The organism is Lactobacillus sp. ESL0260, from assembly GCF_003692935.1.
Classification (GTDB): Bacteria; Bacillota; Bacilli; order Lactobacillales; family Lactobacillaceae; genus Lactobacillus; species Lactobacillus melliventris.
In genome coordinates, this window is the sequence record NZ_REHO01000011.1 from 93,761 (window position 1) to 115,137 (window position 21,377).

The following is a 21,377-nucleotide window of genomic DNA, read 5'->3' on the forward strand; positions in this document are numbered from 1 at the left end:
TCAATTATTGTGCTACAACAACCATAGCTGGTCTTAAAGTACGATCTTTGTACAAGTATCCCTTTTGTAAAACTCGTACAACATGATCTTTTTGATCATCATTTTCAGCTGCAACGGTTTGAACAGCTTGGTGTAAATTGGGATCAAATTTGACACCTTCAGCTATAATTTCACTGATACCGTGATCTTTCATCGCTTTAACCAGTGAATCAAGTGTCATCTGTACACCTTTTTTAAGCTGTTTTGATGCTTCGTCATCGACTTTAGTAGCTAAAGCTCTTTCTAAATTATCCATCGCTGGCAAAACATCTTTAGCTAAGGATTGAGACTCATATTTGATAAGCTGCGCTCTTTCTTTATTGTAGCGATTTTGCATATTTTGCATCTCAGCTTGACTGCGCAAATACTTATCTTCCAGATCGTCTTTTTCTTTTTGCAATTGAGTCAAATTACGCTGCAATTTACTTTCCAAAGACTCTGGTTTCTTTTCTTCGTTAGCCTTAGTCTTAGAATTTTCTACTTCTGTCTTTGACTTTTTATGCTCATCTTTTTTTGGCTCTTTTTTTGAGTTTTTACTATTATTTTCTTCTTTACTCACGGCTAACCTCCTTTATTTGAATCTACCATAATAATCAAGTAATTTTTTAGATAGTTCGTTTCTGAAATACTCGAGTAATCCAATCACCTGAGAATACGGCATATTATCAGGGCCAAGTAAAGCAATTATGCCCTTTCCATGAGAGCCAACGCTGTACTCTGCCGTAAGCAGACTGTAATCCTTTAACAAATCATTTGATAATTCGGATCCTAAACTAACTCGAACCGGATACCTGTCGCTTTTCAAATTTTGCCTATTGTCCAAAATACTGGAAATCAAATCATTATGCTCAATCATTTCATAGAGCGATCTTAAGTTTGAAATATCGTCCAGAGAAATGTTGTTAAGCAGGTTAATCTGGCCATCAACATAGGTTTGCTCACTGGCAGCATCGTTAATAACATCCTCGACCAAATTAATCAGTTCAGAGACATGAGCAACTTTAAGTTTATTGCCCAAAGTCTTTTTAAGATAGTCTGGAGTAACTTGATCTAAAGTTTTGCCCACCAGCTGATCGTTAATCATGCGCACAGCCTGTTCAATTTCATCACCATTAACATTATAAGGTAAAGTATAAACCTGGTCATGAACGTCACCATCACTAGTTCCTAAGACAGCCATAATCTGTCTGTTAAACAATGGCACGATACGAAAACCAGTAATAGTTAATTCACTATTTTCAGGACCTTCCGCAAATGCTGTGTAATTGGTTAGATCCGATAAAATTTTTACAGCTGCCTGAACGATGTCGTTAACCTGATGAAACGGTTGATCAAGCTGACTAATGATTCGCTTATATACAGAAGATGAAATTTGTAAAGGTTCAACCAAGTTGTCAAGATAGTAGCGGTAGCCTTCAGTTGAAGGTACGCGGCCACTGGACAAATGAGTTTTTTCAATCAAACCCTTATCTTCTAAAACAGCCATTTCGTTACGAATAGTAGCACTTGAAACCTTAATAGGCAGTTGATTCATAACAGTCTTGGACCCAACAGGATCATGTGTCTGCGTAAAATCATTGATAATTGTTTTTAAAATTAATTCTTGACGTTCGGTCAACATAAATATCGCCCTCACTTTTAGCACTCAATCTGATTAGGTGCTAACAATTTATATGATACTAGCTTTTAGCAGAATGTCAAGTTGAGTGCTAACTTTTTTCTTAAAAAACGTCAATCATTTTTTAGTATCATTAATTAATTCATCGCAGCAAAATAATTTTTAATTTCAGCCTCGTCTTGACTCATTTGTTGTGTTAGCTCTTTTAAATTTGCAAATTTAATTTCACCACGGGTATACTTATACCATTTAATTACCATTTCCTCATTATAGGCTTCCTGATCAAAGCCAAATAAGTTTGACTCAATATAAAGCTTTTTCCCCTGATTGATAGTCACATTATAGCCTACACTTGTCATTGAGTCATACCACTTACCACAAATCTTGGTTTTAGTCGCATATACGCCAATTTTAGGAACAGCCTTGTCTTCACTCCAAACCAAATTAGCTGTGGGAAAACCTAGTTTATGCCCATTGCGCAAACCGTGACCTACATAGCCTGACATAACATAGGGAAAGCCCAACAACTTAGCGGCTAATTCCATATTTCCACTAGTTATCGCTTTCTTGATTTCCGTAGAACCAATTTTTTGACCATCATAAGACTGCTTAGGGACATTAATTATATTGAACCTTCCCTGAGCAAACTTAGGGAAATTTTTCATATTAGCCGTGTCTTTAGGGCCATATGTGTAATCAAAGCCAGCAACTACAGTGTCTGCGTGTAATTGAACTATTATATTATCAACAAATTCCTGAGCCGTAAGTTTACTAAATGCCTCATTAAAATGCATCACCAACAAATAATCAACTTTGAGTTTTTGCATCTTGTATGCTTTTTCTGCAAGCGTATCTATGTAAGTAACTTTTTTATTTTGATAGACTTCTTTTGGATGACGATCAAACGTCATTACCACTAGTGGCAAATGTTTTTGCGTTGCCTTTTCTTTTGCAATTTTGATTAATTCTTGATGTCCGCGATGAACTCCATCGAAGAAACCTAAAGCAAGAATAATATTTTGGGGAATTATGTTTTCCTTAAAGGGGTATGTTAAATGGATAATTTCCATAATAAGACCTTCATTCACCTATTCATTTTGTAAAAGCATTAAATACGGGCGATAAATGGTACCATCTTTGCGATAAATTGCCTTAACTTTATTATTGTAACGTAATGCCACATTATTTGCATTCGTTTTCAAAGAAATAGCTACACCATTTTTAACTTTAGACCATAATTTTTCATCAAGATTCATTTGCACGTAATTTCTAAAAAAAGAATCAATTGGTTGAATAATTTGATCAATTAATTTAGGATCTTCGGTAATTTCAGAAAGTTTTACAGACTGACTAATATCAAAACCTGAACTAGATGTGCGGCGCAAACTTTTCATTACTGCTGGTATTTTCAGTTGGGTACCTAAATCATTTATTAAAGAACGAACGTAGGTTCCTTTACTACATTCAATTTCAAAGTCAAACATTTCTTGGCCTTTTTCTTTATCAAAGATAGGTTCATTTACAAGATTATAAGCAAAAATTTTAACTTGCCTTTTAGGTCGTTCTACCTCTATACCAGCTCGTGCATATTCATATAAATGCCTACCGTTAACCCTCACAGCAGAATAGATCGGCGGCACCTGTTCAATTTGTCCCACAAATTCTTGCATTGCATCTTTTATCTCAGTTGATTTGACTTTATTCGTGATCTTTTTGCTAGCTGTTATTTTGCCGCTAATATCGCAACTATCGGTGGCAAAACCAAGTATTCCCTGTCCGATATATCTTTTATTTTGAGTATGCATTAACTCAATTAGTTTAGTAGCCTGTCCTATTGCGACTGGTAAAACACCTGTAACATCAGGATCAAGAGTACCAGCATGACCTATTTTCTTAATGTGCAAGACTTTGCGTAATTGATAGACAACATCAGCACTCGTCATGCCTTTTTCTTTGTCTATCACCAATATACCATTTAACATTTTTCCCGTACCTTAACCATGAAAAAAGCGCCTAACAGCGCTTTTATTAATTATTTCGATTTTCATCCTGCTTTTTAACTTCAGCAATTAACCGATCAATTTTGCTACCGTATTTAACTGAATTATCTCGTTTAAATATTAATTCAGGAACTTTGTAGACAGTTAAGACTTGACCCAACAAATGCCGCATCATGCCCTTTGCCTTATTTAAACCAGCTGCAGCCTCTTCTTCCTTTTTAGCATCTTCTGAAAGAATACTGTAGTAAACAGTAGCATACGAGAGATCATTAGTGCATTCAACTGCTGTAATAGTAACGTCATTAACACGTGGATCACGAATATTTTTGCGCAAAATTTTCGTTAATTCACGGAGGATTTCTCCTTCAACACGACCAATTCTGTGTTTCATGCTTTCCTCCCTGTTAATTACTCAGGTTTGACTTCTTGCTTTTCAACGGCTTCCATCTCATCACCAATTTTGATATCATTGTAGCCCTCAATTGTTAAACCACAGTCAAACCCTTGTTTAACCATTTTAGCATCATCTTTAAATCTTTTAAGTGAAGCCACTTTTCCAGTATATATTACAACACCGTCACGAATCAAATTGATTTCAGAATCTTTTGAAACATAACCAGAATCGACAAAGGCACCAGCAATTGTTCCTACCTTGGAAACCTTCCAAGTTTCCCGTACAGTCAAATTGCCCACAACCTTATCTTCATAAGTTGGTTCAAGCATACCCTTCATGGCTGCTTTAACATCGTCAATAGCCTTGTATATGATGCTATACAGACGAATATCTACACCATCTGTTTCAGCTTGTGACTTTGCGGTAGCTGTTGGACGAACATTAAAGCCAATTATGAAGGCATTCGAAGCGCCAGCCAAGGTAACATCTGATTCATTTACAGCACCAACTCCAGCATGAATGATGTTTACACGCACACCTTCAACTTCTATCTTTTCAAGTGACTGCTGTAAAGCCTCTACAGAACCTTGAACATCCGCTTTTAAGACAACATCTACTTCCTTCATGTTTTCTTTTTTCATTGTGTCAAACAGGTTATCAAGAGTAACATGTTGAACATTTTCACGAGATTGTTGCAAAGCTTGTTGCGCTCTTTGTTCACCAACACTTCTAGCCGTCTTTTCATCATCGAACACTACTATTTTATCAGCAGATTCTGGAACATCATTTAATCCGGTAATTTCTACTGGCATTGACGGAGTAGCCTTTTCGACTTGACGACCGCGGTCATTAGTCATAACACGAACTCTACCAAAGCGGTTCCCAACTACAATTGGATCGCCAACTTTTAGTGTTCCTTGTTGAACCAAAAGGTCGGCAACAGGACCACGTCCACGAGAAAGTCTGGCTTCAATAACAGTACCAATTGCTTTTTGCGTTGGGTCTGCTTTCAATTCCATCACATCCGCTTGCAAAAGGATCATTTGCAAAAGTTCATCAACATTTTCACCAGTTTTAGCAGAAATGTTAACAAATATTGTGTCACCACCGTAATTTTCCGGAATTAAATTGTACTTCATTAACTGCTCAGTAACATGCTCAGGGTTTGCTCCCGGAACATCCATCTTGTTAATGGCAACAATAATTGGAACTTTAGCACTCTTAGCATGATCAATTGCTTCAACAGTTTGAGGCATTACACCGTCATCTGCAGCAACAACCAAGACAACAATATCGGTAATTTCTGCTCCACGTTCACGCATATTTGAGAATGCGGCATGTCCTGGTGTATCCAAGAAAGTAATTGGCTGATTATCAACTCTTACCTGATAAGCACCAATTTTTTGCGTAATTCCTCCAGCTTCATGAGCCGAAACATGCGTATGACGTAAACGATCAAGCAGTGTTGTCTTACCATGGTCAACGTGTCCCATAATAGTAACTACTGGTGGGCGTTTAATTAAATGCTTAGATTTCAGAGAAGCTTTCATTCTCTTGTCATAAAGATTATCAATGTCAGATATATCCTCATGAACCTTTTCTTGAGCATTAATATTATATTCAGCCGCTACTAATTCTATTGCATCTTTATCAAGGGATTGATTTTGATTAGTCATGACACCCAGCATAAATAATTTTTTGACTATTTCAGCTGGCTCTCTGTGCAAAATTTTTCCTAAGTCTTGAGCATTCATACCCACTTCGTAAACCAGAGTATCTGGTAATGGCCGCTCTTTTCTTTGCGTTGGCTGCTTTTTAGGTACTTGTTCAAACTGCTTCTTCCTATTTTTACGCTTACGCTTTTCTTGGTGTTTCGAATAATTATTTGCACCATAGGTTTGATTTTTACCTTTTCTGCCTGGCTTGCCAGAGTTACGACCATGACCGTTGCCACGACGTTTTTCCTCTTTTTCGGGTTCAGGGGCAGCAGTATCTAAAACTTTAGGTTGACGAACAGGTGTAGACTTTTGATTATTCTTAAACCTGGCTGGTGAAGGTTTAAGAATTTTAGGTCCCGTCACTTTAGGAGCAGTAGTTTCAGTTTTAACTACTTTATTTTCATTCTTAGAAACAGGTTTATTAGTTTCAGCAGACGTTGGTTTAGTTTTAGTCTGATTTTCCTTATAAGACTTTTGTGCTCTTTCTGTTTGCCGATTTAATTTTTTCTCTTCCACTCGTTGTTTTTGCTTTAATTGCTTTAATAAATCTTGGGCTACTGGTTTAGAAGTTTTTTGACTCAAATTGGAATGTTGTCTAGTGCGATCTTGACTTTGTCTAGATCTATTATTTGACTTGTGAAAGTTATTGTTTTTTCTATTACTTTTACCATTCTTAGTTTCATCATGCTTTTTTTCATTTTTACGAATTGAAGTAACAGAAATTTTGATTTTACTGCTCTTTTTCGCTGGTCTTTCTTGCTTTTTGGCGGGAGCGGAGCTACTGCGGAAACTACCCTTTATTTGCTCTACTTGTGTATCTTCAAGTGATGACATATGATTTTTAACATCAAACCCCAGGTCCTTTGCTTTATTGACCACAGTTTTATTATCGATGCCTAATTCTTTCGCCAATTCATAAATTCTTGTTTTAGTCATCAAATCACACTCCTTCTTTGATTTTTTGTAACAATGCTTTGCCAAAACCAGTATCAGTAATTCCCAAAACTTTACGCTTTTTACCAATAGCTTGGGAAATTTCACTACTATTAAATTCCGTAATCACAGATACGTTATTTTGTTTTCCAATCTTGGTAATCTTTGCGGTGGTATCCGTCTGTGCGTCTTGAGCTAAAATAATCAGCTTAACTTTTTTAGCCTTTACGCTTATTGACACAATTTCAAATCCTGAAACCAGTTTACCTGCCTTTTGGCTTAGTCCTATTAAATTTAATGCTTTTTGTCTATTTTGCAAACCTATTTATCACCAAACAATTCTTTTCTTGCCTTTTGATGGTCAACATATGAATAAAGCTCTTGGTAAAACTCTTCAGGCACTTTTGTTCCTAAGCTGCGCTCAATCAATCCCTTTTTCTGAGCGTTTTTGATCTGACTTGGATCAAGTGAGACATATGCTCCTCTACCAGGTTTCTTTCCAGTAGGATCAACTGCGATATTTTTTTCTTTGTCTACCACAATTCTGACCAATTCTTTTTTGGGCTGCATAGTATTAGTTAACAAGTCTTTTCGCATTGGAATCTTTCTTTTTTTCAAAAAGTTTCACCCCTTGCATTACTCTTCAGTAGTATCTATCGTTTCACCGTTAGTAGCTTCAGCTTGAAGTCCATCTTCTGTTTTGGTCTCATCAGATGAAGTTTCTGCTTCAGGTTCTTCTTCTGCAGCAGAATCTTCTGTTACATCACTTGCAAAACTTGCATCGCCTGCTACTAAATTGTCAGATTCAGCTTCTTTATTTTCCTTTTCAGCTTGATCACTGCTTTCATCAACAAATTCTACTTCTGATTCTGGTCTGATATCTATTTTATAACCGGTTAACCGTGCAGCCAAACGAACATTTTGGCCCTTTTTCCCAATTGCCAGTGATAATTGGTAATCAGGAACTATTACTAAAGCACTTTTTTCATCGTCTTCATCGCCAAATTGCACGGCAATAACTTCTGCAGGATTCAAAGCATTAGCTATATAATCTGATGGATCTTCTTCGTATTTAACTACATCTATATTTTCACCGTCAAGTTCGTTGACCACATTTTGCACTCTGGCACCTCTTTGACCAACGCAAGTACCAACTGGATCAATGTTAGGATCATTCGATTTCACGGCAATCTTGGTTCTGTCTCCTGCTTCACGTGCAATTGAAACAACTTCTACAGTTCCATCGTAAATTTCAGGTACTTCCTGTTCAAATAACCTTTTTACCATATCAGGGGCAGTGCGTGAAACCGTAATTTGGGCTCCCTTAGAATCCGAGCCAACGTGAGTCACTAAAACGCGAATCTGATCTTGCGGATTATAAGTTTCACCTGGCATTTGATCATTGCGAGGCATTACTGCTTCAACATTACCAATTTTAACATAAACAAAGCGATTATCACGTCTTTCAACTGTGCCAGTTATCAATTCATCTTCATATTGAGAATATTCATCAATAATATGGTTTCTTTCAGCTTCGCGTAAATGTTGCATAATAACCTGTTTAGCAGTTTGAGCAGCAATACGACCAAAGTTCTTGGGAGCAACCTCAAAACGAATTTTATCACCAAGTTCATATGCCCGGTTAATTGTCAAAGCATCTTTTAAACTGATTTCTAGGCGTTCATCATGAACTTCCTCAACGACAGTTTTTTCAGTCATTAATTTGAAGTCCCCTCTGCGTTCGTCGAATTCAACTATGACATTTGTTGCTTGGTTATAATTCTTTTTATATGCTGCAACTAATGCCGCTTTTATTGCTTCAACAATTACATCTTGTTTTATACCTTTAGTTTTTTCCAAAGTAGCAAACGCTTCAAGCATTTCTTTAGACATAATTTCTAAATCAACCTTTCTAAAACTCAATTGCAAAACGAATATTTGCAATTAATTTACGGGGAAGTGATAAAACCCTTTTCCTTGTTTTTACTCTTATTTCAAGTTTGATTTCGTTATCATCATAAGATTTTAAAGTTCCCTCATATTCCTTTTCGCCTTCAACTTTTTGATAAAGGTTAACATGTACATAGTCATTTAAAGCCTTTTGCCAGTCGGAAGCATTTTTTAATGGTCTCTCGATACCAGGTGAAGAAACTTCTAAAATATATGGATCAGGAAATGGATCAGGTTGCAACTGATCAAGTTTCGTAGATAATAGTTCACTTAACCCTGCAATTTCATCCATATCAATACCATTTTCACGGTCAACGTATATTCTTAAATAATTCTGACCTTTTTCTTTAACATATTCCATATCAACAAACTCATCGTTTCGTGCAGCAATAATTGGTTTGATCTCTTCGATAACAGAATCTTTAACTTTCGCCAAGTACTTTCCTCCGTAATAAAAAGAGTGAGCAAATTTGCCCACTCCGAATCATTTATTCGAACTTCTTTAGAAAGTATAACACATTTATATTAATACTGCAAAATTTTAAAAGAGTGACAGTTGATTTTGATCTGGCATACCTGCTAAGACTTCGTTATCCTCCAAATAATCCATGATCGATTGGGATACTTTGCCCCGATTAGCCAAATCTTCTTTTGATAAAAATTCTTGCTCAGTTCTAGCAGCCACAATCTGTTTAGCTGCATTGTTTCCTAATCCGGGAACAGCATTGAACGGTGCTAAAATAGTATGCTTATCTATTATTTTAAAATTGGTCGCTTCTGACTTATTAATATCGACCATTTTAATTTTAATTCCACGTTCCAAACATTCATTAGCAATTTCAAGAACAGTTAACAAACTCTTGTCCTTTGCCGATGCATCGTTTCCCTGATTCTGAATATCTGCCATTGCCTTTTTGACCGTATTTTTACCATGACTCATAGCGACCAAGTCAAATAAGTCGGCACGGACTGAAAAATAAGCGGTATAGTAAATTTCAGGATAATAAACCTTGAACCAGGCAATTCTAAGAGCCATTAGGATATAGGCGGTAGCATGGGCCTTAGGAAACATATACTTAATTTTGAGACAAGACGGAATATACCAGTCAGGTATCTTATCGTTTTTCTTTAAAACAGCCATATCGTCATCACTAATTCCGCGGCCATGACGCACAGATTCCATTGTAGAAAAGGCTACTTCAGGTTTAACACCCCAGTGGATCAGGTCCATCATGATATTGTCACGACAGCCAATAACATCTTTTAACTTACACGTGCCATTATTAACCAATTCCTCGGCATTTCCTAGCCAAACGTCAGTACCATGTGACAAACCTGAAATTTGCAACAGCTCAGAAAAAGTAGTTGGCTTGGTTTCTTCAAGCATCCCTCTAACAAATTTAGTACCAAATTCCGGTACCCCTAGGGTACCTGTTTCTGATTGAATTTGTTCAGGGGTCACGCCTAATATTTTGGGACTTGAAAAAAGTGACATCACTCCGGGATCATCAGGGGGAATTGTTAACGGATCAACGCCTGAAAGATCCTGCAACATCCTAATCATCGTTGGATCATCATGGCCTAAAATATCAAATTTTAAGATATTATCATGAATGGAATGAAAGTCAAAATGCGTCGTTAACCAGGCAGCATTAACATCATCTGCTGGGTATTGTACCGGAGTAAAGTCATAAATATCCATATCATCGGGAACCACAACAATTCCTGCCGGGTGCTGACCAGTTGTCCTTTTAACGCCGCTGACTCCAGCTGCAAGACGATCTAGTTCTGCTCCGCGCAAATTCAATTCTTTTTCTTCATCATAATGCTTAGCATAACCATAGGCTGTTTTATCTGCCACTGTGGCAATTGTACCGGCACGGTATGAATTATCAGGTCCAAACATTACCCGAATAAAGTTATGAGCCACTGGTTGATAGTCACCAGAGAAATTCAAATCAATATCTGGAACTTTGTCACCATGGAATCCTAAAAATGTTGCAAATGGAATATCCTGGCCGTCTTTAACTAACTCTGCCCCACAGTTGGGACACTTTTTATCAGGCAAGTCATAGCCTGAACCAAATTCACCATTTTCAAAGAACTCCGAGTATTTACATTTTGGACAACGATAGTGCGGTGGCAGAGGATTGACTTCAGTGATTCCTGACATTGTAGCAACAAGGCTGGAGCCCACAGAGCCCCGGGAGCCAACTAAGTAGCCGTCTTTATTAGATTTAGCCACCAATCTTTGTGAAATCAAGTAAATAACTGCATAACCATTTGAAATGATCGAGTTGAGTTCCATATCAAGTCTGTCTTGAACTATCTTAGGTAACGGATCTCCATAAAGTTCATGAGCCTTGTCATAAGTCAAACGTTTCATTTCTTCATCTGCATTATCAATGTGAGGAGGATAAAGTCCATCTTTAATAGGTGAAATTTCTTCAATTGATTCAGCTATTTTATTAGGGTTGGTTATGACTATTTCGTTAGCAACATCTTCACCTAAAAAGCTAAATGCGTCCAGCATTTCCTGAGTGGTGTAAAAGTGCATATCAGGCTGCTTTTTGTTTCTATCAGGATTGCTGCGTTGTGCCGAAATTAAAATTGTACGGTAAATAGCATCATGTTCCTCAATGTAATGAGCGTCACCAGTAGCTACCACTGGTTTATTCAATTCCTTACCCAATTTATAAATGTTAGTCAGAATTTCTTCAAGTTCTGCTTCATCGGCGATCAAATGATCTTCAATCATAATGGAATAATTTGCGGGAGGTTGAATTTCAAGATAATCATAAAAGCGGGCTTTTTTACGAGCCTCATCGTAGCCCTTCTGCATCATTGCGACAAAAACATCGCCCTCAGAACAACCTGAACCGAATAGCAGGCCTTCATGATTTTTCACCAAATCAGACTTTGGCGTTCTTGGTATCCGATAAAAATCTTTTGTACTTGCGATTGAAACCAACCTATACATGTTTTTAAGACCAGTCTGATTTTTAGCTAAGATAGTCATGTGTTGTGGTCGTGCTCTCTTAAATACTTGACCTTGAGCAGCATATTCGTTCATCTTACCTAAATCATCTTCATGATACTTTTTGGTAAAAGCTTCCAGAAGCTTAAACATTAAATATCCCGTAGCCTCAGCGTCCTGATTAGCTCGATGATGATGCTCTAAGACTACATTATATTTTTTAGCCAGTGAATCAAGCGTATGTCTTGATTGTTCTGGGTGAAGCAAACGCGATACTTCAAGTGTATCCACTACCGGTTGAGTTATTTCGCTGAGGTCTGCCCGTCTTAATGCAGCATTAACAAATCCAACGTCAAATTGCACATTATGACCGCAAAGTGGTCGATCGCCATAAAAATCTTGAAATTGCTTAATTACTACAGCTTCGTCATCAGCAGCCCCAACCATTTCATCAGTAATTGAAGTTAAGTTAATTGTCTGTTCGCTTAATGGATGGTGGGGATTAATAAATTTATCGAATCTTTCCAGAACTTCACCATTTTTCATCTTAACGGCGCCAATTTCAATGATAGTATCGTAAACAGAAGAAAGACCAGTTGTTTCAACGTCAAAAATGACAAATTCACGATCTTTATAAGTCATTGATGCAGGATTAAGAACAAGCAGAGCATGATCATCAATCATATTAGCTTCAAGACCATAAATAATTTTGACGCCATTCTTTTTACCAACATTATATGCTTCTGGAAAGGCTTGAACATCGGCATGGTCTGTAATCGCGATTGCTTTTTGACCGAATTTTTTGGCGGCTTTGACAAAGTCTGTTGCCGTATTGGTTGCATCAAGCTGACTCATATTGGTGTGCAGATGTAATTCTACTCTTTTTTCTTCGCCTTGATACTTTTCCGTTCGACCGACATGCTCAATAATTTCCAAAGCCGAAATGTTAAAAACTGTATCATGACTCCACTGGTCCTGAGAAGCTGATCCCTGCATTTTTGCCCAGGTTCCAGGTTTTATGTTTTTCTTACTTTGAATTTGATCTTTATCAGAAACAAATTTCTTAAATGAGATAGAATCAGTATAGTCTGTTATTTCACCAGTAAATATAATTGAACCGGTTTTTAATTCTCTGCTGGAAATATTAAAAATATTTCCCTCTATTACAACATTTCTGCTGCCATCGATAACATCTTTAATTTGTGTTATAGGCAGATTTTCATCAAGCTTACGGTTGCCATAACGACTTTTTTTAGTAGGATAACTTGGAGTTTTGACTTTCTCTTGTGTTGGAGCAGCATCATATTCTTCCTGCATGTTTTGCTCATGCTGCTGCTGCAATTCTTGAAGACTGGCTAAATTATTGAGAGAATTTTCATCATCGATTTCAGTTACAAACTTTAAATTAAAGAAACCATAATTCCTCATTTCTTCAGCTAGCTCATCAAGCATCTTTTGTTCAAGCAGCCCATCAACAACCAAATTATCTACGGGAATAATCCAGCGTCCATCTTCCTTTTTAGGTTTATGGCTGGAAATAAATTCTCGAGCCACCGGCTGCAAAGCCTGAGAATTCTGGACAGCATAGTGCCAATAATCGGTTAAGTAGTCATCTGCTCCATCCAGAGAACGAATATACAAGCGAGTATTTACAAAAGAAGAAAAATTAGCGGTTATTGCCTTATTTAGTGCATCAAAAGTTGCAAATTTTAACGGTGTAGTAAAAAGAACGTGGATATCCCACCTGTGTTCTCTAGCGTAAACATCCACGTTCTCAATTTCGCCTTTTTGCAACAATTTATTATCTGCAAATTCTTGCGGAAACTTTATTTGCTGCAATAACCTTAAAAATAGTTTATTTTTATCAGTCACGAAAATTATCCTAACTCTTTATTAACAAAATCATCTAATTCAGACAGTGTCATTTCAGTAGCTTTTTCGTCAGCAGGTCTTTTGACTTCAACTACACCTTCAGCTGCTTTTTTACCGACTGTAACCCTAACTGGAGCGCCTAGTAAGTCAGCATCCGCAAACTTCACGCCAGCACGTTCATTACGATCATCATATAATACATCATACTTAGCACTGTATTTTTCTTCAAGTTTTTGAGCCAGAGCAGATTGATCATTATCTTTCATTTTCATTTGAACGATATGAAGACTAAAAGGTGCAATCTCTTTGGGCCAGGCTACACCATTTTTGGTTAAATGTTGTTCAATGACTGCAGATAATACTCTGGTAACGCCAATGCCGTATGAACCCATTATAACGGGCTGGGCTTTACCATTTTGATCTAAAAAGTCTGCACCCATGGTTTTGGTATAATATGTTCCCAGTTTAAAAATATGACCAACTTCAATAGAAGTAGTGAATTTTAAAGGGAGATGATCAACCGGATCCGGTTCACCTTCATTGGCTACCCTAATATCTCCAAACTTGTCTGGATTAATATCACGCTTTAAATTCACATTTTTAAATTGAAAACCAGTTTTATTAGCACCAACAACAACATTATACAAGTTTTTTACCGTGTTATCTGCAACAACTTGATCTGCCCAGTCAGCATTAATTGGTCCGACGCTACCCTTAGTGACACCAGTTATCTGTTCTAGTTCATCATCTGTAGCTACTCTAAGTGAATTTACATCTAACAGGTGCTTTAATTTTACTTCGTTGATCTGTTTGTCGCCACGAATTAAAACCAATACCTTTGCTTTTTCATCAGCAAGGTAAAGGATACTTTTAACTATCCGTGTAGCTGGCACTTGCAGGAATTGAACAAGATCAGAAATAGTTTCTTTACCTGGAGTAGCAACTTCTTCAACTTGCTTTAATTGTTCTTCTTCTGGCTTGAAAGTATCGACACTTGAAGCCATTTCTAAGTTAGCTGAATATGTTCCTGTTTCATTAGTGGCAATAGTATCTTCACCAATTGCTGCAGGAGCTTGGAATTCTGTCGAATTTTTGCCACCCATAGTACCAGAATCAGCAATTACTGGGGTAACCTTTAAACCACACCGATGATAAGCGGCCGTAAAAGCTTTCTTTTCATCCTCAAACTGCTGATCAAGTTGCTCTTTAGTGGCAGCAAAGCTATAGGCATCAAGCATTATAAATTCACGAGACCTTAATAAACCAAAACGAGGTCTGTTTTCGTCCCTAAACTTTGATTGAATTTGGAAAAGAGCAATTGGCATTTGTTTATAGCTCTTTAAATCTTTAGCGACAATATCAGTAAAGGTTTCCTCATGAGTCGGTCCCAGTAAACTTTGGCGGCCATGTCTGTCCTTTAATTTAAACATTTCAGGTCCATATTTTTGCCATCTACCTGATTCTTCCCATAGAGTCGCAGGCAAAAGATCTGGCATTGCCATTTCCGGCACGTTGATTTTTGCCATTTCTTCGCGCATTATTTTCTCGGCTTTACTTAAGACGCGATATCCTAAGGGCAAATAGGCATAAACTCCAGCTGTTACTTGGCGAACATATCCACCTCGCAACATTAATTTATGACTTTCAGCAACAGCATCAGCTGGTGCCTCTTTTAAAGTCGGCATAAATAATTTAGATTGACGCATTAATTCTCTCTCCCAAATTGTTTTTTATTTAATTTTTTTATTTAATAAAGTAACGGTAGATATCATTGCCCGTTACAGCAATAATTAAAACTAACAGTAAACCGAAACCGATTAATTCCACTATAGCTTCATGATTTTCAGAAATTGGTTTACCACGAAAGATTTCAATAATATTTAGTAAAAATTTACCACCATCTAAGCCAGGAATTGGTATTAGATTGACAATACCCAAGTTAATAGAAATCATTGCCAAAAAAGCCAAAATATAGGTGAAGCCCATTTTAGAAACCTGTGATGTCTGTGAATAAATCCCAACTGGGCCAGAAAGTTTATTTAAGCTGAAGTGACGGAATAAACCACCAACTGCGTTAAAAATCATCCCCGTTGTGGAAACGGCTGTATCCCAGCCACGCTTAAACTTAGCATTAAAACTATCATCGCTTTTTGCTCTAATTCCAATTTGATAAACTTTTTGCCCCTGCACCTTAACGACTTGTGGTTGAACACTTATCACTTTTTGGTGATTATTTTTGACCACCGCAATATTAGTTTTTTTGCCTTTGCTTTGATAAATTTCTGCAGATATTTGTTCAAAAGAGGTTATTTTATGACCATTAACAGCCGTTATTTTTGAACCAGGCTCAAGTTTTGCAAGCGCAGCCGGCGAATTTGGTGCCACTTCTGCTACTTCTGTAGTAGCTGGTCCAGGAACGGTAAAGGTCCAAATCAAAAAAACAACAAAACCCAGAATAATATTCATCAAAGGGCCAGCAATGTTAGTAGCTAATTTTTGCCAGACATTTGCTTCTTGAAACTGCGTGTCACGGGGAGCAATGATCAGTTCAGTATTTGATTGATCAATGATAGTGGCATCATGATTAACATGATATGTTACTAGTTTTTCTTCTTCGCCGTTTTCATACCCTGAAATAAAGAGTTTATCAACTAGATCAAACTTAGTGATCTGCAATGGAATTCCTTCAAGCGGGACATCCGACTCAGAAGCATCAATCCTGACTACTTCATTTTGCTGATTAAGTTGCAAAACTACTCTCATACCAGGAGCTAACGTAGTTTCATCATCTTTACTTGCCAAACGCACATAGCCACCTAAAGGCAGCCATCTAATGGTATAAGTAGTAGGATTGCGTCGTACTTGGAAAAGTTTAGGTCCCATCCCAATTGAAAATTCACGCACTAAAATGCCGCATTTTTTAGCAACAATAAAATGCCCAAACTCATGGACAAAAACCAATATTCCAAATACAACTAAAAAGATTAGTATACCTTTCACAAGAATTCTCCTAGTGCATGATTCCCATTAGAGCAGCAAATACAGGCAAAACAAAGAGCATACTGTCAAAACGATCTAAAATACCGCCATGACCAGGTAGTATTTTGCCAGAATCCTTAACCCCGTAATATCTCTTATAAGCTGATTCAACTAGGTCACCCATTTGGCCAACAATTGATAGCACAAAGGCAAAAATAATCATTTCAACTTGAGAATGATTTAAGTTGACAAAATAAACATAAATTGCCGCACAAATCACTGCACAAATTGTGCCTCCAATTGATCCTTCCCATGTTTTATTGGGACTTATCACAGGCCATAACTTATGTTTACCAATTTTTCGGCCAATCATATATGCACCTGTGTCAGTAAGCCATACAACGACAAAAACGTAGCAAAGAAGTGCAAGACCATTACTTGCATTTCTGACGCTTGCCATATAATGAAAGCCTGTGCCGACATATAATGAGCCTAAAGTATAAACGGCTACATCGTCAAAAGTGGTTTTATTTTTAGTTAAAACAGTCCAGGTAAGCATTAGCATGATAAGGGCAAAATAAATACCATATTTCGTCCAGTGAAATGGCATTGACTGGATAAAATTATCTGGTACAGCCCAAGTGATTGTAGCCAGTAACGCCAATAAAAAATTGACTGAAACCAGAATTTGCTTTTTCATTAAAAAGAATTCACTAATACCAACGGCTGCAAAGATGACGGTGAGCCATTCCATCCAGAGCCCACCCATAATTACAATAGGAATAAATAAAATTAAAGCAATTACTGCTGTGATTATACGTTGTTTCATATAAATACCTAACTATCCGATTCATCAAGTTTGCCGAAACGACGATGACGATTCTGAAAATCATTAACAAATTTTTCTAAATCAGTTTTAGTAAAATCTGGCCAATTTTTCTCACTAAAAGCAAGTTCTGAATAAGCTAACTGCCAAAGCATAAAATTAGAAATCCTTTGTTCACCAGATGTTCTAATTAATAAATCAGGATCGCTATATTCGCCAAAATTCGCAGTCATCAATCTGTGAGAAATCATTTCCTCATCAATTTCTTCGCTTGTTATCGCATTTGTTTCAACGAGCGTGGCAAGTTCTTTTACTGCAGTCGTAATCTCTCTTCTAGAGCCATAATTGAAAGCAAAGTTCAAAATTAAACCGCTATTTGTGGCGGTTTCCGCCATTGCTCTTTGGACGACATCATAAGTCTTAGGCGGCAGCTCATCCAAGTAGCCCATAATATTCACTTTGACATTTTCCTTCATCAGGGTAGGCATAAATTTATCAAAAAAACGCACTGGCAAGTTCATCAGATATGCTACTTCGTCCTTAGGTCTGGCCCAATTTTCTGTAGAAAATGCATATAGTGATAAGACTTTGATACCAAGCTGATCTGCTGCCAAAGTTATTCTTTCGACATTATTCATGCCTTCGTAATGGCCTGCTATTCGTGGTTTCCCTTGCCTAGTTGCCCAACGACCATTACCATCCATTATAATAGCTAAATGGTTTAATTGATTTTTTTTACTTGCCATTTAATTAGCCTTGTGTAATTTCCTTACGCTTTTCTTCCGCAATTTTGTCGATTCTTTTAGTAGCATCATCCGTAACTTTCTGCACGTTCTTTTCCAAATTGCGTTGTTCGTCTTCCGTGATTTCGTCGTCTTTCTGTTGTTTTTTCAGACTGTTCATAGCATCACGACGAACATTCCTAATGGCAATCTTACTCTCTTCAGCCATCTTGTTGACTTCTTTGGCAATTTCTTGTCGTCTTTCACCAGTAAGTTGCGGGATCACTAAACGGATCACCTTACCATCATTTGCAGGTGTTAAGCCCAAGTTTGAAGCCAAAAGAGCATGTTCAATGTTATCAAGACTGCTTTTGTCATAGGGCGTGATTAATAATACTCGCGGCTCCGGAATAGTGACACTGGACATTTGCGTTAGTGGTGTCGGGGCACCATAATAATCAACTTTTACACCTTCAAGTAAAGCTGCATTAGCAACACCAGCACGAATAGAGCCCAAGTTTTTTTCAAAAACGGTAATTGATTTATTCATATTATCTTGTGCTTTTTTAATAGCATCATTATTCATTATTTTCTCCTCCGATTACTGTTCCAATATTTTCACCTAAAACCACTTTTTTAATATTACCTTCAGTATTAACGTTGAATACAATAAGAGGAATGTTCGTGTCCATTGAAAGTGAACTTGCCGTTCTGTCCATGACTTTTAAGTTTTTAGAAATAAGATCTAACTGAGAAAGTGCACTATATTTTTTGGCATTGGGATCAACTTTCGGATCAGCAGAGTAAACTCCGTCAACTCCATTTTTAGCCATCAGAATGACATCCGCGCCTATTTCAGCGGCTCTTAGTGCGGCAGTGGTATCAGTCGAAAAGTAAGGATTACCAGTGCCACCACCCATAATTACTACTCGCCCTTTTTCTAAATGACGAATTGCTTTTCTTCTAATATATGGTTCTGCTATTTGTCTCATTTCAATCGATGTTTGTAATCTAGTAGGTACGCCTACATGTTCCAAGCCATCTTGAAGAGCTAAACCATTCATTATAGTAGCAAGCATACCCATATAATCAGCTTGTGAACGCTCCATTCCTAGTTTTGCACCAGTTTCACCTCGCCACATGTTACCGCCACCAACGACAATACCAATATCAACACCGAGTTCATGAACTGATTTGATTTCTTTTGCTAAATGACTAATGACCGTGGGATTTATTCCAGTTCCTTCAGCACCAGCAAGAGCTTCACCAGAAATTTTTAAAACTATACGCTTATACTTAACTTTAGTCATGACAGCCTCCTCTATTAACTTTAGTTATTCTACCATATAAAAAGCGCAAATGTGGACTTAGAAATAAAAGAGAGGGATTTCTTAAAAAAATTCTTTGAACTAAAAATTAACGGGAAAAGCAAAAAATCTCAAAGTTATCTACTTCGAGATTTTCAAAATATAATTAATATTTATTTTCCCTATTAATTTGCAGCAATAAATTGTAAAGTGACCCATACAAATTTGAATCGTTCCTAAAATGAGCAGAAACAATGGCAGGCTTAGTTAAAGTATTTCCTATAATAGGGTTCTTTTCCTGTACCAATTTGTCATATTCTTTGTTAATACCACTTATTAAAATTGGTTGGGCACTGATACCACCACCAATAGCAATTTTTTCAACATCTACTACGGTTTGGATATTGAGAATTAAACCAGCTATTGTAAGACAATAGTTCTGAAAGATATTTACCGCGTCAGGTGACTTCTCCTTAATTGCCTCAAAAGCATGAAGTCCATCATTTTCTTTAGGATAATTAAGTTTGTGGTTTATCTTTTTAATAAAATTGACGGCAGAGCCAATGTTACCCAAAGAGCCCTGCATATTATCTGGGTGAGACAAATCATTAATCATAAAACTTAATTCACCAGCCTGATAATGTGTTCCTCTTAATAAGTGACCATCAATAATTATACCACCGCCAACTCCTGTTCCCAAAGTAATAGCGGCACAATTTTGTTCACCTTTTAGACTCCCCAACCAGTTTTCAGCTAGAACACTGGCTTTACCATCATTAATAACAGCAACCGCTATGTGATACTTTTTACCATATATTTCGGCAAAGTCAATGCCATCTAAAAATGGTAAGGCCCCGCCAAATCTTATTTTAGTATTTTCAATTTTACCAGGAGCACAAAAGCCGATGCCCTTGATATCTGAAATATAGCGATTGACAATTTTATCAATACTTTCTAAAAAATTTGCTTTATCTTGATCAGTAGCAATTTTATCTTTTTCAATTATATTTCCTGCAGAATCTAATTTAGCAAATTTAATTTCAGTTCCGCCAATATCAATGCTCAAATAATTTTTCATAAATCTCTTCCATATAAATCACGACAATACTGCAAACAACTTTAATACATTATCTCAAATACTCACCTTAAACAACTATTTGACATGCGAATTAAAAAAATCACCTATTTGCTTTATTGCTAATTTGGTTTCTGGACAATCAAATAAAACAAAAACATGAAAAAGATCTTGCCAAACATGCCACTGTACATCAACTCCAGCTTTTTGACATAAGAAATTTAGTATTGCTGAGTTATCGTATTTTACTTCCTCACTGCCACAATTAATTAAAATTGGAGGAAAGTCATGGAAGTCGTCATATATTGGTGAGATTAAGGGATCTTTCTTTTCGGGATTATCAAAGTATGGAACGGGAGCAGTTGCCCCAATGAGCATAGGATCTCGTTCATTTCTATAATATTCAGATGGAAAAATATTAAGCTGACTAATAATCGGAGAAAATACTGAAATTTTTTCAGGTAAATTTTTATGTTCATTTCGCAATTGAATAGTAAGTGTAAGAGCTAGTGTAGCTCCTGCTGACTCACCAAACAACAAAATTTTATCATATTTATCTTTTAAGTAAATATAGGCATTGTAGACATCTATTTGAGCATCTGGATGTTTTCCTTCTGGATACTGTCGGTAATCTACTGAAAAAACATCTGCTTTACTGCTTTTACCCAAACTTATTGCAAGTTTTCTTCTTGAAAAAACTGTTCCTGTAGCATAGGCACCACCATGAAGAAACATAATAACATTATTTTTGTTTTGCGCATTTTGAATTAAATAAAACTCACCTTTTACGAATTCTTTATTAACTTTCTTAACTTTTACATCGTCAGGTATTTTGTATTGATTCCCTATATCCGCATTTGCTCTTGCTACTCTTACAACTTCTGGTGTTAGCGGTTCATTTTGACTAGGCTTAATATTATTTCTAGAGAAATCAATCGCCTTTTTTGCTTGTTCACTAATCATTTTT

The 21,377-nt window shown here is 36.8% G+C and carries 19 protein-coding genes; all 19 read right to left on the minus strand.

Annotated features, from left to right (window positions below):
• Positions 1-4 precede the first annotated feature (4 nt).
• On the minus strand, positions 5-598 hold the full coding sequence (gene grpE / locus F5ESL0260_RS05295; RefSeq protein WP_046324988.1) for a nucleotide exchange factor GrpE: 594 nt from the start codon (positions 596-598) through the stop codon (positions 5-7).
• 12 nt (positions 599-610) lie between these two features.
• Positions 611-1,660 (minus strand): heat-inducible transcriptional repressor HrcA, encoded by a 1,050-nt coding sequence (hrcA, locus tag F5ESL0260_RS05300; RefSeq protein WP_046324989.1) that lies wholly within the window; start codon positions 1,658-1,660, stop codon positions 611-613.
• Positions 1,661-1,794: 134 nt separating this feature from the next.
• Positions 1,795-2,727 (minus strand): riboflavin biosynthesis protein RibF, encoded by a 933-nt coding sequence (gene ribF, locus F5ESL0260_RS05305; RefSeq protein WP_122026149.1) that lies wholly within the window; start codon positions 2,725-2,727, stop codon positions 1,795-1,797.
• An 18-nt stretch (positions 2,728-2,745) separates the two neighbouring features.
• Positions 2,746-3,639, minus strand: a complete 894-nt coding sequence (gene truB, locus F5ESL0260_RS05310; protein ID WP_122026150.1) for a tRNA pseudouridine(55) synthase TruB — start codon at positions 3,637-3,639, stop codon at positions 2,746-2,748.
• 46 nt (positions 3,640-3,685) lie between these two features.
• Entirely contained in the window at positions 3,686-4,048 is a 363-nt protein-coding gene (locus F5ESL0260_RS05315; protein ID WP_046324992.1) for a ribosome-binding factor A, read from the minus strand.
• A gap of 17 nt (positions 4,049-4,065) precedes the next feature.
• Positions 4,066-6,705, minus strand: coding sequence for a translation initiation factor IF-2 (gene infB / locus F5ESL0260_RS05320; RefSeq protein WP_122026151.1), 2,640 nt, complete (start codon positions 6,703-6,705; stop codon positions 4,066-4,068).
• A 4-nt stretch (positions 6,706-6,709) separates the two neighbouring features.
• A complete protein-coding gene (locus F5ESL0260_RS05325; RefSeq protein WP_046324994.1) occupies positions 6,710-7,021 on the minus strand; it encodes a ribosomal L7Ae/L30e/S12e/Gadd45 family protein in 312 nt (103 codons plus the stop codon).
• A gap of 2 nt (positions 7,022-7,023) precedes the next feature.
• The gene (gene rnpM / locus F5ESL0260_RS05330; protein WP_110446180.1) at positions 7,024-7,320 is read right to left on the minus strand and encodes an RNase P modulator RnpM; all 297 of its coding nucleotides are present in this window, start codon (positions 7,318-7,320) and stop codon (positions 7,024-7,026) included.
• 18 nt (positions 7,321-7,338) lie between these two features.
• Positions 7,339-8,595, minus strand: a complete 1,257-nt coding sequence (gene nusA, locus F5ESL0260_RS05335; RefSeq protein ID WP_122026194.1) for a transcription termination factor NusA — start codon at positions 8,593-8,595, stop codon at positions 7,339-7,341.
• A gap of 19 nt (positions 8,596-8,614) precedes the next feature.
• Positions 8,615-9,088 carry a ribosome maturation factor RimP gene (gene rimP, locus F5ESL0260_RS05340; RefSeq protein WP_122026152.1) on the minus strand — a complete coding sequence of 158 codons (474 nt, stop codon included), beginning with the start codon at positions 9,086-9,088 and terminating at the stop codon, positions 8,615-8,617.
• A 105-nt stretch (positions 9,089-9,193) separates the two neighbouring features.
• On the minus strand, positions 9,194-13,501 hold the full coding sequence (locus F5ESL0260_RS05345; protein ID WP_122026153.1) for a PolC-type DNA polymerase III: 4,308 nt from the start codon (positions 13,499-13,501) through the stop codon (positions 9,194-9,196).
• 5 nt (positions 13,502-13,506) lie between these two features.
• Positions 13,507-15,207 (minus strand): proline--tRNA ligase, encoded by a 1,701-nt coding sequence (locus F5ESL0260_RS05350; RefSeq protein WP_122026154.1) that lies wholly within the window; start codon positions 15,205-15,207, stop codon positions 13,507-13,509.
• A 37-nt stretch (positions 15,208-15,244) separates the two neighbouring features.
• Positions 15,245-16,501, minus strand: coding sequence for an RIP metalloprotease RseP (gene rseP, locus F5ESL0260_RS05355; protein ID WP_122026155.1), 1,257 nt, complete (start codon positions 16,499-16,501; stop codon positions 15,245-15,247).
• Positions 16,502-16,511: 10 nt separating this feature from the next.
• Entirely contained in the window at positions 16,512-17,309 is a 798-nt protein-coding gene (locus F5ESL0260_RS05360) for a phosphatidate cytidylyltransferase (RefSeq protein WP_046324999.1), read from the minus strand.
• A gap of 8 nt (positions 17,310-17,317) precedes the next feature.
• Entirely contained in the window at positions 17,318-18,052 is a 735-nt protein-coding gene (locus F5ESL0260_RS05365) for an isoprenyl transferase (RefSeq protein WP_122026156.1), read from the minus strand.
• Between the two features lie 4 nt (positions 18,053-18,056).
• Positions 18,057-18,614 (minus strand): ribosome recycling factor, encoded by a 558-nt coding sequence (gene frr / locus F5ESL0260_RS05370; protein ID WP_122026157.1) that lies wholly within the window; start codon positions 18,612-18,614, stop codon positions 18,057-18,059.
• Complete coding sequence (gene pyrH / locus F5ESL0260_RS05375) at positions 18,607-19,338, minus strand: UMP kinase (RefSeq protein ID WP_122026158.1); 732 nt, start codon at positions 19,336-19,338, stop codon at positions 18,607-18,609. Before pyrH ends, frr begins: the two co-directional genes overlap by 8 nt.
• 163 nt (positions 19,339-19,501) lie before the next feature.
• Positions 19,502-20,413 (minus strand): ROK family protein, encoded by a 912-nt coding sequence (locus F5ESL0260_RS05380; protein ID WP_122026159.1) that lies wholly within the window; start codon positions 20,411-20,413, stop codon positions 19,502-19,504.
• A gap of 75 nt (positions 20,414-20,488) precedes the next feature.
• Entirely contained in the window at positions 20,489-21,373 is an 885-nt protein-coding gene (locus F5ESL0260_RS05385; protein WP_110446188.1) for an alpha/beta hydrolase, read from the minus strand.
• Positions 21,374-21,377: the final 4 nt, after the last annotated feature.

Coding starts and splice junctions, on each gene's coding strand:
- hrcA (WP_046324989.1), bottom strand. CDS start 1,660: ATGTTGACCGAACGTCAAGAATTAATTTTAAAAACAATTATCAATGAT.
- ribF (WP_122026149.1), bottom strand. CDS start 2,727: ATGGAAATTATCCATTTAACATACCCCTTTAAGGAAAACATAATTCCC.
- truB (WP_122026150.1), bottom strand. CDS start 3,639: ATGTTAAATGGTATATTGGTGATAGACAAAGAAAAAGGCATGACGAGT.
- F5ESL0260_RS05315 (WP_046324992.1), bottom strand. CDS start 4,048: ATGAAACACAGAATTGGTCGTGTTGAAGGAGAAATCCTCCGTGAATTA.
- infB (WP_122026151.1), bottom strand. CDS start 6,705: ATGACTAAAACAAGAATTTATGAATTGGCGAAAGAATTAGGCATCGAT.
- nusA (WP_122026194.1), bottom strand. CDS start 8,595: ATGTCTAAAGAAATGCTTGAAGCGTTTGCTACTTTGGAAAAAACTAAA.
- F5ESL0260_RS05350 (WP_122026154.1), bottom strand. CDS start 15,207: ATGCGTCAATCTAAATTATTTATGCCGACTTTAAAAGAGGCACCAGCT.
- F5ESL0260_RS05360 (WP_046324999.1), bottom strand. CDS start 17,309: ATGAAACAACGTATAATCACAGCAGTAATTGCTTTAATTTTATTTATT.
- F5ESL0260_RS05365 (WP_122026156.1), bottom strand. CDS start 18,052: ATGGCAAGTAAAAAAAATCAATTAAACCATTTAGCTATTATAATGGAT.
- frr (WP_122026157.1), bottom strand. CDS start 18,614: ATGAATAATGATGCTATTAAAAAAGCACAAGATAATATGAATAAATCA.
- pyrH (WP_122026158.1), bottom strand. CDS start 19,338: ATGACTAAAGTTAAGTATAAGCGTATAGTTTTAAAAATTTCTGGTGAA.
- F5ESL0260_RS05380 (WP_122026159.1), bottom strand. CDS start 20,413: ATGAAAAATTATTTGAGCATTGATATTGGCGGAACTGAAATTAAATTT.
- F5ESL0260_RS05385 (WP_110446188.1), bottom strand. CDS start 21,373: ATGATTAGTGAACAAGCAAAAAAGGCGATTGATTTCTCTAGAAATAAT.